Annotated in this window: 14 protein-coding genes; 7 read left to right on the top strand and 7 right to left on the bottom strand. The window is 60.6% G+C overall.

What is annotated here, in order from left to right:
- Window positions 1-269 precede the first annotated feature (269 nt).
- Entirely contained in the window at window positions 270-698 is a 429-nt protein-coding gene (locus ACZ1HN_RS17495; protein ID WP_299742493.1) for a class I tRNA ligase family protein, read from the bottom strand.
- Window positions 699-758: 60 nt separating this feature from the next.
- Here ACZ1HN_RS17495 and ACZ1HN_RS17490 point away from each other — a divergent pair, with 60 nt between their 5' ends.
- Window positions 759-3,056: a xanthine dehydrogenase family protein molybdopterin-binding subunit gene (locus ACZ1HN_RS17490; RefSeq protein WP_472728407.1), complete on the top strand. Its 2,298-nt coding sequence runs from the start codon at window positions 759-761 to the stop codon at window positions 3,054-3,056.
- On the top strand, window positions 3,034-4,125 hold the full coding sequence (locus tag ACZ1HN_RS17485) for a DUF2235 domain-containing protein (protein ID WP_472728406.1): 1,092 nt from the start codon (window positions 3,034-3,036) through the stop codon (window positions 4,123-4,125). The genes ACZ1HN_RS17490 and ACZ1HN_RS17485 overlap by 23 nt, the downstream gene beginning before the upstream one ends.
- A 43-nt stretch (window positions 4,126-4,168) precedes the next feature.
- Here the strand turns inward: ACZ1HN_RS17485 and ACZ1HN_RS17480 are convergent, their stop codons facing one another.
- Together ACZ1HN_RS17480 and ACZ1HN_RS17475 are read right to left on the bottom strand one after the other, a co-directional pair.
- Window positions 4,169-4,651: a PaaI family thioesterase gene (locus tag ACZ1HN_RS17480; RefSeq protein WP_299553277.1), complete on the bottom strand. Its 483-nt coding sequence runs from the start codon at window positions 4,649-4,651 to the stop codon at window positions 4,169-4,171.
- A gap of 111 nt (window positions 4,652-4,762) precedes the next feature.
- A complete protein-coding gene (locus ACZ1HN_RS17475; protein WP_299769020.1) occupies window positions 4,763-5,632 on the bottom strand; it encodes a methylenetetrahydrofolate reductase in 870 nt (289 codons plus the stop codon).
- 88 nt (window positions 5,633-5,720) lie between these two features.
- On the opposite strand from ACZ1HN_RS17475, the gene ACZ1HN_RS17470 reads away from it, so the two are divergent.
- Entirely contained in the window at window positions 5,721-6,626 is a 906-nt protein-coding gene (locus tag ACZ1HN_RS17470; RefSeq protein ID WP_299210506.1) for a LysR family transcriptional regulator, read from the top strand.
- A 60-nt stretch (window positions 6,627-6,686) separates the two neighbouring features.
- On the opposite strand, the gene ACZ1HN_RS17465 is transcribed toward ACZ1HN_RS17470, so the two are convergent.
- Window positions 6,687-7,724, bottom strand: a complete 1,038-nt coding sequence (locus tag ACZ1HN_RS17465; RefSeq protein ID WP_472728405.1) for an NADP-dependent oxidoreductase — start codon at window positions 7,722-7,724, stop codon at window positions 6,687-6,689.
- A 110-nt stretch (window positions 7,725-7,834) separates the two neighbouring features.
- Between ACZ1HN_RS17465 and ACZ1HN_RS17460 the strand changes: the two genes are divergently transcribed.
- Window positions 7,835-8,620, top strand: coding sequence for an inositol monophosphatase family protein (locus ACZ1HN_RS17460; RefSeq protein WP_299598125.1), 786 nt, complete (start codon window positions 7,835-7,837; stop codon window positions 8,618-8,620).
- Window positions 8,621-8,653: 33 nt separating this feature from the next.
- Here ACZ1HN_RS17460 and ACZ1HN_RS17455 read toward each other — a convergent pair whose 3' ends face one another.
- Window positions 8,654-9,037, bottom strand: a complete 384-nt coding sequence (locus ACZ1HN_RS17455; protein ID WP_299210500.1) for a GFA family protein — start codon at window positions 9,035-9,037, stop codon at window positions 8,654-8,656.
- Window positions 9,034-9,768 (bottom strand): rhomboid family intramembrane serine protease, encoded by a 735-nt coding sequence (locus tag ACZ1HN_RS17450; protein WP_472728404.1) that lies wholly within the window; start codon window positions 9,766-9,768, stop codon window positions 9,034-9,036. The genes ACZ1HN_RS17455 and ACZ1HN_RS17450 overlap by 4 nt, the downstream gene beginning before the upstream one ends.
- A gap of 187 nt (window positions 9,769-9,955) precedes the next feature.
- Here ACZ1HN_RS17450 and ACZ1HN_RS17445 point away from each other — a divergent pair, with 187 nt between their 5' ends.
- The 3 genes from ACZ1HN_RS17445 to ACZ1HN_RS17435 all read left to right on the top strand — a co-directional run bounded on the left by ACZ1HN_RS17445 (window position 9,956) and on the right by ACZ1HN_RS17435 (window position 11,802).
- Window positions 9,956-10,444, top strand: coding sequence for a hypothetical protein (locus ACZ1HN_RS17445; RefSeq protein WP_472728403.1), 489 nt, complete (start codon window positions 9,956-9,958; stop codon window positions 10,442-10,444).
- 86 nt (window positions 10,445-10,530) lie between these two features.
- Window positions 10,531-10,821: a hypothetical protein gene (locus tag ACZ1HN_RS17440; RefSeq protein WP_299210494.1), complete on the top strand. Its 291-nt coding sequence runs from the start codon at window positions 10,531-10,533 to the stop codon at window positions 10,819-10,821.
- 15 nt (window positions 10,822-10,836) lie between these two features.
- Window positions 10,837-11,802 (top strand): NADPH:quinone oxidoreductase family protein, encoded by a 966-nt coding sequence (locus ACZ1HN_RS17435; protein WP_472728402.1) that lies wholly within the window; start codon window positions 10,837-10,839, stop codon window positions 11,800-11,802.
- Window positions 11,803-12,020: 218 nt separating this feature from the next.
- Here the strand turns inward: ACZ1HN_RS17435 and ACZ1HN_RS17430 are convergent, their stop codons facing one another.
- On the bottom strand, window positions 12,021-13,004 hold the full coding sequence (locus ACZ1HN_RS17430) for a DMT family transporter (protein WP_472728401.1): 984 nt from the start codon (window positions 13,002-13,004) through the stop codon (window positions 12,021-12,023).
- Window positions 13,005-13,066 lie beyond the last annotated feature (62 nt).

Here is a 13,066-nt window from a genome sequence, read left to right as displayed (position 1 = left end):
GTGTGATTTTTTCGCCACGTCGATGACGTCAGCGATGGGCAGGCCGAAGGTGTCGCCGGAGACGGCGAGCGCGACGGTGCCTTTGGGGAGGCTTGTGTCTCCGTTTTGAGCCTGGCGAAGCGCTGACGGAGCGCCTTGTTGCGTTTTTAGGAGGTTTGGATCTGTGGCTCGAACCCTTTGAGCAGGCAAGGAATGTTAGCACTGGCGGGCACATGAATTTGCGCGGGGGCGAAGCGGATGGCTTCAATCAGTTTGATCACCCAGTTGAGTTATCTGTCGGCTTCACTGTTGACCAGATCGGTGGTGAAGGTGGACCAGTTGCTTGGGCCGTGCCTTTGCTGCCACAGGCTATCGATGATGAAGGGTGTGATCGGGTGCAAAAAGATCAGGCATTCGTCGAATGTTTGGGCGTAGGTGGCTTCGTTGATAAGGGGCTTGCCGTTGGACGGCATGCGCGCCGTTGCGCCCATCGGGATGTTGTTGCGTTTGGTGACCTGATAGTCGCCGAAGTTGTGGGTGCCCGCGATCTTGACCGTGCCGGAGCCGAATGTCGCGTTGGGGTATTCGTCGGGATCAAAGATCGAGCTGTTTCGCGACAGCAAGGGCCACGGATGCTGGGTCGGCGATGTCGGCGCGCGCGTGCGGGCCTCTACGGTGCCGGATGCGGGCAAATCGGCGTCGCAACTGGTGCTGGACACTGCGTGTGCACGCGATAGGTTCGCCCGTGACAATGCCCCTCGGCAGACAGGAGTGTCCCCATGGAAAAATTTGGCAAATCCCAGCCCGTGAAACGCCGCGAGGATGTGCGGTTCTTGACCGGAGAGGGGCGCTATGTGGATGACATTGCCCCGGCGAACGCTTTGCAGACCTTCGTGTTCCGGTCGCCGGTCGCGCATGCTGTGATTACCGAACTGGATGTGAGCGACGCGCGCGAGGCCGACGGAGTGCATGCCGTCTATGTTCTGGCGGACCTCGAAGCGGCAGGCATGAACGTTGGAATGCAGGGTGCGACGGTCAAGAATCGCAATGGCACGGATGGTGCGGCACCTGAGCGGCCCATTCTGGCGCGCGGCCATTTGCGCTTTGTGGGCGAGCCCATTGCCGTTGTCGTGGCCGAAACACTGGCGCAGGCCCGTGACGCGGCCGAGATGATCATGCTCGACTATGACGATCTGCCCGCCAAGATGGATATGGCGTCAGGTGGCGAGGTGGTGCACGCCGAAGCACCGGACAATGTGGCCTATGACTGGCATATGGGTGACGAGGCGGCGACCCAGGCGGCCTTTGACGCAGCGGCGCGCATCGTGTCGCTGGATGTGGGGGACAACCGCGTCATCGTGAACTCGATGGAGCCGCGCGGCTGCTATGCGGAGCCCGAAGGGAACCGCGTGCATGTGGCCATCAACGGGCAGGGCGTGTGGGGGCCGAAAGACCAATTGGCCAAGGCGCTGAACGTTCCTGCAGACGATATCCGCGTGACCAACCCGGACACGGGCGGCGGTTTCGGGATGAAGGGGATGATGTACCCGGAATATTTCGTCGTGGCCCATGCCGCCCGCACCCTGAAGCGTCCCGTGCGCTGGATGTCCGAGCGGACCGAGGCGATGCTGTCGGACAATGCGGGCCGCGATCTGACCTCGCTGACCGAACTGGCCTTTGACGAAAACCATCGCATCATCGGCTACCGCGTGTTCACCGAAGCGAATATGGGCGCCTACAACTCGCAATATGCGCAAGCCATTCAGACGCAGCTGTTCAGCCGCGTGCTGACCGGGGTTTATGACATGCCCGCAGCGTATCTGCGCTCTGTCGGCTACTACACCAACACCACGCAGGTGGACGCCTACCGGGGCGCAGGGCGGCCCGAAGCGATCTACATTCTTGAGCGCGCCATGGACCGGGCAGCGCGTGAATTGGGTGTGGACCCGCTTGAACTGCGCCGCATCAACTTCATCAAGCCCGCGCAGTTCCCCTATGACACGCTGGTCGGTGAAACCTATGACGTGGGCGATTTCGACAAGGTGCTGACCCGTGCCGAGGCAGAGGCGGATATCCCCGGCTTTGCCGCGCGCAAAGCTGCCGATGCGGCAGCGGGGCGCCTGCGCGGTCTGGGCCTGTGTTACTATATCGAAAGCATTCTGGGTGATCCTGCCGAAAGTGCGAAGGTCGAATTCACAGAAGAGGGCCGTGTGAACATTTATGTCGGCACCCAATCGAACGGGCAGGGGCACGAGACGGTCTATGCCCAGTTCCTTGCTGATCAGACCGGAATTCCGGTGGACATGATCGACGTGGTGCAAGGGGACAGTGACCGGATCAAGCAGGGTGGCGGCACGGGTGGGTCCCGGTCCGTGACCGTGCAGAACACCGCGACACTGGCGACGGTGGATGTGATGCGCGAGGCGTTTGTCGCGTTCCTGAGCGAGGAAGAGGGGGTGCCTGCCTCCGATATCTCCTTTGATGATGAGCAGTTCCGGATGGAGGGGTCGAACATGACGCCGACCATGCTCGAGGTGGCCGAGATGGCCCGCGAGAAGGGGCGCGAGGACCTGCTGGTGCATGAACAGCGCACCAAGCTCGAGGCGCGCAGCTTCCCCAACGGCTGTCATGTTACAGAGGTTGTTGTGGATCCCGACACGGGTGTCGTGGCCGTGGACCGTTATGCTGTCGTTGACGATTTTGGCAATCTTATCAACCCGATGCTGGCCGAAGGACAGGTACATGGCGGGGTTGTTCAAGGCATCGGACAGGCGCTGACAGAGCATGTTCAGTTCGATGAGGACGGCCAATTGCTCACGGCAACGTTCATGGATTATGCCTTGCCCCGCGCCGATGACGTTCCTTACATCGGGTTTACGTCAGAGCCGGTTCCGTCAACCGCGAATGTCATGGGCATGAAAGGATGTGGCGAGGCTGGCACGGTCGGTGCGTTGGCTGCGGTGTCCAACGCGGTGCAGGACGCGCTGTGGGAGCACGGCGTGCGGCAGGCGGATATGCCATTCACACCGATGAAGGTTTGGGACTTGATGAAAGATGCTCGGATCGCGGCTGAATAATGCCATCTCGAACTGGTTGAAGAACCGGTTCGGGGCAGGCTTGCCAAAAGTGGCCCCGCCGACGCGGGGCCAGACGATCCATGTCATCATCATCGATGGCACCATGTCGACGCTGGAACCCGGCGATGAGACCAATGCCGGGCTGACGGCCAAGCTGCTCGGAGAGATGGGCAGCGAGGTGTCGCTCTATTACGAACCGGGTCTGCAATGGTCACATTGGCGCAAGGCCGGCGACGTGATCTTCGGCCGCGGGATCAATCGGCAAATCCGGCGCGCCTATGGCTATCTTTCTTCGCGCTACCGGCCCGGGGACAAGGTGTTCCTGCTTGGATATTCGCGCGGGGCCTATGCCGTGCGGTCGTTGGCGGGGATCATTGATCGTGTGGGGTTGCTGAAGCCAGAGGCGGCAACAGAGCGCAACATTCGCGACGTCTACCGCCACTACGAGTGCAGCCCTGACGGCGATGCTGCGCGTATTTTCGCGCGAAACAATTGCCATGCGCAGGTCGAGATCGAGATGATCGGGGTGTGGGATACCGTGAAATCCCTTGGGCTGAACATGCCGTTCCTGTGGCGGCTGAGTGCGCCGCGCCATGCGTTTCACAACCATCAACTGGGCAGGTCCGTGAAACACGGGTTTCACGCGGTGGCCCGGAACGAAACCCGCGTCGCCTATGCCCCCGTGATGTGGGACACCACCCAGGATTGGGACGGGCATCTGGTCCAGATGTGGTTTCGCGGTGTGCACGGTGACATTGGCGGGCATCTCTCGGCGCGGCGCGCATCGCGCCCGCTGGCCAATATCCCGCTGGTCTGGATGCTGGAACAGGCGGACGCCTGTGGCTTACCCTTGCCCGAAGGGTGGGCCACGCGGTTCCCGCAAGATGCCGAAGCGCCATCCATGGGAACCTTTGCCGGCTTCGGCAAATGGTTTGTCACCCGAAAACCGCGCCGCGCTGGGCTGGACCCGTCAGAGCGTGTTCACCCCTCTTTGACGCAGGCCCCACCACCACGATCCTGGTCGGAATGGGTGGCCGATCTGCGTGGAACGGGGGCCGACGCTCTTTGATCCTGAGCGGATCAAATTCGCCCCGCCCACCGTCCCAGGTGGGTCAGCGCATTTTCATGATGATGCAGGTTGTGGAGCCCGTGGCATAAAGCTTGCCATCGTCGACACCGCGAATTTCGCCCGTCGCGACACCTGTGCTGCGCCCCGCGTGATCGACACGCCCAATACACGCGATTTCCATGCCCAATGGGATGCCGCGCGTCAGATTGATCTTGTATTCAAGCGTTGTGTAGACCGATCCGGCGGGCACCTTGGTCATCACGGCGCAAGCCATCGCACTGTCCAAAAGCGTGCCGTACCAACCGCCATGGACAGTTCCCATCGGGTTGGTCACGTCAAATTCCGGCGTGCCGCGGAAGGTGACCAGGCCGTCCTGTACTTCATGTAGGGCATATCCCAACGTGTGGCCGATGGGTGGTCCGGGAACGGTGCCGTCCAGAATGCCCTGCATGAAGTCGAGGCCAGACATCGACAGGAGCTCGTCCTGGCTGGGCAGGTCCGTGATGCTTTGGGCGAGGCGGGGCATGTCTGTCTCCGGCTTGTTTTGCCGGAACGGTAGTTTGATCAGACCGATTGGTCTAGTGACAAATGAGCGAGGCGGTCAGCCTCCGGGGTTTACTTGGCAATATGAAGTCGATCAGGCGACGTTGCGCATTTGCCTGGGCCGAACGAGGCCAAGGGCGCGACAGACTTTGAGCGTGAGGTCGGGACGATTGAGCGTGTAGAAATGGAGCTTGTCCACCCCTTCGGTGATGAGCGTGTCGCACAGATCGGCGCAGTGGGTCAGGGCAAAGAGTTGTGCCCGGTCTTCGCGGTCGGCCCGGTCAAACGCGGTTGCAGTCGCCACCGGAATGGGCGTGCCGCATCTTTCTGCAAAGCTGCGCGCGCGCGTCCAGTTGGCCACGGGGAAGATACCTGGCGTGATGGGCGCGGTGATGCCGGCAGCCGCGCAGGCATCACGGAAGCGCAGGAAGCTGTCGGCCTCAAAGAAGAACTGGGTGATCGCTTCGGACGCGCCTGCCTCAATCTTGGCCTTCAGCCAGTCAATGTTTTGCTGGGCCGAGGCCGCGTCCGGGTGGCTGTCCGGGTAGGCGCCCACGCGGATGGTGAACTGGCCCATATCCGACAAGGCGCGGATCAGATCGACACTGTCCGTAAAACCGTCTGGGTGCGGTGCGAAGGCGCCGCCGCCCTGTGCATCGCCGCGCAGGGCCACGATGTCCTTGACCCCGCTGGCTGCGTATTTCTCTGCAGTGCGCAAAACATCATCACGACTTTGCCCTGTGCAGGTCAGGTGGGCTGCAACCGGCAGACCGGATGTCTTGCGCAGGGTCCGGGCGGCTTCCTGTGTCAACGACTGTGTCGTGCCGCCCGCGCCATAGGTCACGGAGACAAAGCGCGGGTTCAGAGGGGTCAGCGCCTGTACCGTGTCCCACAGATGGAATGAAGCGTCTAGGGATTTGGGCGGAAACGTCTCGAACGACAGGGCGACATTGGGCGTGGGCATGCGGCAGGCTCCTTTGGGCTTGTTGCACAATGCCTTGATGCGTATCTTGAGGCAAATTCATAACTCTCAAGATAAACATGAGTTCCGTATGCATATCGAGTTTCGCCATCTGCGCACGATCAAGGCCATTCACGAAGCCGGTGGCTTGGCACGTGCCGCGGATCAGTTGCACATCACCCAGTCAGCGCTGAGCCATCAGATCAAGGGGCTGGAGGATCAGGCCGGTGTGGAGCTGTTCGTGCGCCGCTCGAAGCCGTTGAAACTGTCAGCGGCGGGCCTGCGCTTGCTGCGGTTGGCCGAACAGGTCTTGCCGCAGGTCGAGGCAGCGGCAGCGGAGTTTTCCTCCTTGCGCGATGGGTCCTCGGGTCGCTTGCATATCGCCATCGAATGTCACGCCTGTTTCGAGTGGCTGTTCCCGGTGCTCGAAATGTTTCGCAAAAGCTGGCCGGATGTGGATGTCGATATTCGCCCGGGCCTTGCCTTTGATGCACTGCCCGCGCTGATGAAGGAGGAGGTGGATCTGGTGGTGTCTTCGGACCCTGAAAATCTGCCTGGGGTGACCTTTGTCGAACTCTTTGATTACGCGCCGGTTTTTGTAGCTGCATCATCCCACCCGCTGGCACAGAAACCATATGTTGATGCGGCGGATTTTCGGGATCAGACCTTGATCACCTATCCGGTGGAACGCACCCGGCTGGACGTGTTCAGCCAATTGCTGATCCCGGCCAAGGTGGAACCTGCGGCGGTGCGGCAGGCCGAGTTGACGGCGGTGATTTTGCTGTTGGTGGCGTCAAATCGCGGTGTTTCTGTATTGCCCGATTGGGTGGTGCGAGAGGTGAAGTATTCGAGCGACTACGTTACTCGTCCGCTGACCAAGGAGGGGTTGACCCGGCGGCTGTATGCGGCGGTGCGGGATGATGATCTGGGCAAACCGTATATGGGTAAGTTGCTTGATCTGGCGCGCGTTGAAGCGCGAAAGCTTCAGGCGGCGTGAGGTCGGGGCTGGCACTGTTTGCTGCGCAAATGCGCCCACCCACCGACCCAACAATCCATGTCACACAAGTTTGACGATCTGTTTGCCGACATTTTTTCCTTCGAGCAGGCCGATGAAAGCCGCAGGCGCGTTTTCCAGCCCCTCGGCGATGTCTTCAACAACCTTGATCTCGCCATTCAGGACTTTGGGGGCGACTTCTTTCAAAAAGCTTGGCAGCCGGTCCCAATGGTTTGAGATGATGAAGCCGTTGACGGACAGGAATTTGACAAGGATAGGCCGCCAGAGTGCGGGGGCGGACAGCGGTGTGTCGGCCCCGGCGCCCAAGCCCCCGGCGTTGTACCACGAGATCATACCGCAGACCGGGATACGCCCATGTGGGTTCATCAGTGGCATGACTGCTTCCAGAACCTTGCCGCCCACGTTTTCGAAGTAGATGTCGATGCCCTTGGGGGCTGCGTCTTTGATCGCGGCGCGGAGCGAGCGGGCATCTGCGTGAGCACGGTGATCGATGCAGGCGTCGAAGCCGAACGTGTCAGTTGCGAGTGCGCATTTATCTGCGCCGCCTGCAATGCCGACGGTCCGCAGGCCAAGGGATTTGGCAAGCTGGCCGACCATGGAGCCGACGGGGCCTGTGGCGGCTGCGACCACGAGCGTTTCGCCCTGTTTGGGCCGCCCGTATTCCATCAGTCCGTGCCAGCCGGTGAAGCCCGGCATGCCAAGGACGCCGAGGGCTGCGGTGAGCGGGCCCATGTTCGGGTCCAACTTGCGCAGCATCTTGGCGTCAGCCACCGCATGGGTGGCCCAGCCGAACATGCCCAAGACCATGTCGCCGGGCGTAAAGCCGTCAGCGTTGGACGTCAGCACTTCGCCCACGCCGCCGCCTTCCATCGTGCCGCCGATCGGTACAGGCGCCGCGTAGGACTGAGCGTCGTCCATGCGCCCGCGCATGTACGGATCCAGTGACATGTAGTGGACGCGGACAAGAACCTCACCTTGCGCAGGCTCCGGGATGGGGGCAGTTTTAAGGGCGAAGTTGTCTGGTGTCGGGGCACCCGTGGGGCGGCTGGTGAGTGTGATGTGCTGCATTTGGTCGGGCATTGTGTATCCTTTCCTGTTGGCATCAGTCGATCAGTCCCGTGCCCCCTTGGCAACCGTGTATCCGCGGCGTATAGCGCGCCCTTGATCTTTCCCATCTCCGGAGCATCCCGATGCAAGGCAGCGCAAATCTCAACATCATGATGAAGGCCGCGCGCAAGGCAGGTCGCTCGCTGGTCAAGGACTTCCGAGAGGTGGAGAACCTGCAGGTGTCGATGAAGGGCGCGGGCGATTTTGTGTCCAAGGCCGACCTCGCCGCCGAAGAGATCCTGAAGGAAGAGCTGCGCACCGCACGTCCGAACTATGGCTGGTTGGCCGAAGAGGGCGGCGAGGAAGACGGCGAAGACCCCACGCGCCGCTGGATCGTGGACCCGCTGGATGGCACCACGAACTTCCTGCACGGTCTGCCGCATTGGGCCGTATCCATCGCGCTTGAACACAAGGGTCAGGTCGTGGCGGGCGTCGTCTATGACGCGGCCAAGGACGAGATGTTCTTCGCCGAAAAGGGCAACGGTGCCTTCATGAACGACAGCCGGTTGCGCGTGTCGGGGCGGCGACAGCTGATCGAGAGCGTGTTTGCCACCGGGCTGCCCTTTGGCGGGCGGTCCGATCTGCCCGAGACACTGAAGGAACTGGCACGCCTGATGCCCACTTGCGCCGGGGTCCGTCGCTTTGGCTCGGCAGCGCTGGATTTGGCCTATGTCGCGGCGGGTCGCTATGACGGCTATTGGGAACGGCGCCTGAACGCGTGGGATTTGGCCGCTGGCTTGCTGATCGTGCGTGAAGCGGGTGGGCTGGTCGAGCCCCTGACCGAAGGCGGTAGCATCCTAGAAGATGGCGAGATCATCTGTGCCAACGAACACATGTTCGCACCCCTGGCCAAGATCATTCGCGTGTAAGACTTTAAAGTCGCGCGTCGATCGGACCTCAGTCTAGCGGCTCTCCGGCTTCTTATCCGGAGCCGCATCCGACGGGTGATTCACCCCATCATGCCACGGGATCGGTTCGTGGTCCGCCGGGTTCACCCCGTCAAGCGCACCCATGTTCACCCCGATCTCGTCCGGGTTCGAGCGGCGGTTGTGGTACATGTAGATGCCGCAGACATTGCAAAAGTGGTGTTTGGCCGTTTTTGTACCCCACTGATACGTCGTCAGGTTCTCCGCGCCCCTTATGATCCTGACGCCATCCTTCGGCGCGGTGACGGCGGGCGCGGCCCGGCGGCGGCAGAAGGAACAATCGCACCGCCCGGCACTCGCCAAACCGTCGCTCAACGTGACCTCAAGCACGACGGCACCGCAATGGCATGACGCTCTCATCGCCGCACCTTGGGGATGCGAGACATCGCATAACGGGCCTCGGGATGGGGCGGGTGCCCTGCGGTGCGCTGCCAGAATGCGGGCCCCCCGCGCCTGAGCCAGACCGGAATGGTCAGAAGTATGCCCGCGACAAAGCCGCCTGCATGCGCCCAATACGCCACACCACCGCCGTTCGGATCACTGCCGACGCCACCCACAAACTGCATGCCGAACCATATGAGCAACATGATCCAGGCGGGAATGGGGAAGATGCGAAAGATGATGATCAGGATCAGCAGAATGTCGACACGCGCCTTGGGAAACAGCAACAAATACCCGCCCATCACACCGGCAATGGCCCCCGACGCACCCACCACCGGCACCACCGACCCCGGGGCAGACAGAATGTGGATCGCACTCGCCGCGATCCCGGTGGTCAGGTAGAAACCAAGGAAGGGCATATGCCCCATTTCGTCCTCCACATTGTCGCCAAAGATGTACAAAAACAGCATGTTGCCTGCCAGATGCAACCAACCGCCATGCAGGAACATGGAGGTGAGCAGCGTCGAAAACCCGTCCCCGGACAAGATGCGCGCGGGGATCGCGGCATAGTCGAAAAAGAAACGGTTCAGCGCGCGCTCATCGGCAAACAGGCTGACATAGCTCAGGAACACCACCACGTTGATCGCCATCAGGGCGTAGGTGACATAGGGCGTGCGTCCGGAAGGGTTGTGGTCACGGATTGGAAACATGCAGCCACAGTTGGGGTTGGCGTAGCAAGCGTCAAGGACTCAGGGGCCCGGCCCGTCATTTCCCAGCAGCCGCTCCATGCGCCACAGCGCAGTTTTCTAATCAAACGGGAAAATTTCGCCAAACAATTGTCTTTTTTCCGCGGTAACACGTCTGCAACACGCTCATTGCTGACTGGAAAAATGCAAGATGGCCACAGACCCAACGTCGAAGACAACGCCCGATATGTTCCTTGAACAAGAGGCGGGGCGCTATCACTACAACCGTGTCTTCACCTTCGTATCCTGGTGTTTTTTCGGCGTGGCGATGCTGACGCCGCTGGCGACGGTCCATGTTTTTGCGGATCCGTCCAGTTCTGACATGCAAAACATAAAGGCACTGATTGCGCTTTTGCTCAGCCCGATCCTGGCGTTGACGACCTACAGCCTCGCCCGGAACTTCAAAGAGATCAGGATTGATCGCGCGGGCATCAAGGTGCTGCCCTATGGCCTGCACATCGCATCCGAACATATCGATGACATCCGCTACGGCAAAAACTTCGCGGGCGTCAGAACGATTGAGATCAAAGTAAACAAGCCCTACAGGGTGTTCCAGATGGCGTTGTGGTCGCTGGGTCGCAAAGTAACACTGGGCTTCAACCCGAAACTGTTCAGCTCTGCCCATGGTGAAGCGAACTAGGGACAGGTGCCAATGATGGTTTGATCCCGCAGGGGGCGAAACATCCTGGCCGCCTTGCGTATTGGCAAGGCGGCGCCCATGCGGCAGTGTTCCGGATTGGCGTCTTTGACGAAGCGCGCTACCATTGGGATATGCAGCCTGAGCAACCCAACCCCCTGATCCGCCTGTTCCTGAACAGCACCGCTGTGGGATTTGCGCTTTCGGCCGTGTTCGTCACGGGCATCTGGTTGCTTGACATTGCGGGCATTCACACACGTGCCGCACGCAGTGACGATGCGTTCCTGATCCTCTTCATCCTCTGGTTCTTCCATGGCCTCCTGTTCGGGGCCGTGCAGATCAGCTATGTGGTCTGGCAAATCGGTCGGGACGACCAATAGACTAGGGGAACCACAATGCGCGCCATGCAAGTCACCGCCCTCGGGCAGCAGCTCGAACTGCGCCAGATCGATACGCCAACCCCCAAGGCAGGCGAGGTGCTGGTGCGCATCCACACCTGCGGTCTCAACTTCGGCGATACGCTGATCGTCAAGGGGACCTATCAGGAAAAACCGCAACTCCCCGCCACCATCGGGATGGAAATGTGCGGCACTGTCGAGGCATTGGGCGAGGGCGTCACGCACTTGACCAAGGGCCAACGCATCGCCGCCTATGCGGGCTTTGGCGGGCTGGGCGAATATGCGGCGCTGCCCGCCAACATCTGCGTGCCCATCCCCGATGACATGACCGAGGTGGATGCGGCAGCCTTCCTCGTGGCCTATGGCACCAGCCACGTCGCGCTCGACTACAAGGCGCACCTGAAACCGGGTGAACGGCTGCTCGTGCTCGGTGCGTCGGGTGGGGTCGGCCTCACCGCCGTCGAGCTGGGCAAGCTGATGGGGGCAGAGGTGATCGCCTGCGCCCGGGGCGCCGACAAACTGAAAATTGCGTCTCATGCAGGGGCCGATCACCTGCTCGACAGCGACATCTGTGATCTGAAGGCGGATGTGAAAGCTTTGGGAGGTGCGGATGTGGTCTATGACCCTGTCGGCGGCGACCTCTTTGATGCGGCGCTGCGCGCCTGCAACCCCGAGGCGCGCCTTCTGCCCCTTGGCTTCGCCTCTGGCACTGTCCCTCAAATCCCCGCCAACTACCTGCTGGTCAAGAACCTGCATGTGCTCGGCTTCTATTGGGGTGGCTACATGCGGGTGAACCCATCGGTGTTGACCGACAGTTTCAAGGTGCTCTTTGGCTGGTATGCCGAAGGCAAGCTGAAACCCCATGTCAGCCATGTACTGCCGCTGGACCGCTCGAACGAAGCGCTCGACCTGCTGCGGACACGCAAGGCGACGGGCAAGGTCGTGATCCAGGTCGACGGCTAGATCTTACCCAAAAGTTATCGGACCTGCGCAAACCTTAACGCGGCAGCAAAGTTAACAGGGTGTGACTGCACTCTGCGCGAGGAGAATGCGCAGTTTTGGCCGCAAAATGCGCGGTTTTTCGGAAACAGGCGCGAAACCCCCATTTTCGTGGGGGGTAAAATACGCGATTTTGGCCTCAAAATGCGCAGTTTTGCGGCATCAGCGCACCGCGCGGTGCCTTAACCATTGCGTCCCCGGACAGGCCGCCGGTCGCCACCCCGCGCTTTTTGTTGTTCCCGCAGAAACACAAACAGACCTGCGCCCAGGATCAGAAGAATGCCGATCCAGACCTCAAGTACCGGCAAATCCCCAAATACCGCCCAGCCCCAGAACACGGCCAGGGGCAGACCAACGTATTCGAAGGGTGCAACTGTTGCCGCATCGGTCAGGCGGTAGGCTTGGCTCAGGCAATATCCGATGATGGCCGAGTTTACGCCCAATCCGAAAAAGACCCATATATCAGCACCTTGCGGCCAGACCCAAGCCCGCAGCAGAAAGATCACCGATCCGTTTGTCGCGCCTTCGGCATACCGCCCATCACCGGCGACAGCGAAAAAGCCCAAGGATACGATGACAAAGGTCGCCTGGATATAAACCGCCATCGCGCTGGCCTTGCTGGCCACACCCAGTTTCCGCGTAAGTATCTGATTCAATGCATAAGTCAGGGCCGCCAGCACCGGCAGCAGCAACACAACCCGGCTCACCTCAAGCGTATCAGAATCCGCCCAGGGGCGTTGCATGATGACAACCCCAGCAAATCCAACGGCCACCGCCGACAGTCGCAAGACACCAACCCGTTCACCCAGAATTGGTATAGATAACAATGTGATAAACAGGGGTGCGACAAAGAACAGGGCCGTCACATCTGCCAGTGGCAGCACCGCCAGCCCCACGAAAAAAGTCATGTTGGCAATGACAATCAGAATGCCCCGCAGCGCGTGCTGCCATGGGGTGTTGGTGCGCAGAATGCCAAAGCCACCTTCGTACTGAACGATGATCAGGCTGAACAGAATGCCGATGCCAGAGCGGGCAAAGACAATCTGATGAAGTGGATACTCACCCGATAACCGCTTGATAAGCATGTCATTTATCGAGATGCAGAACATACCGATCAGCACGCATAAAATGCCCAGCCCAGCGATGTTCTGACGCGCGTTGTCCATATTTTCAGCCCTATCACAGCATGGAACCGAATGGCTTGCGAATAGCGCATAGCGCAAATGCA

This window comes from Tateyamaria sp. GN1-10 (genome assembly GCF_055693845.1).
The sequence above is the reverse complement of the archived record's forward strand: the minus strand, read 5'-3'. Positions and strand labels throughout refer to the sequence as shown.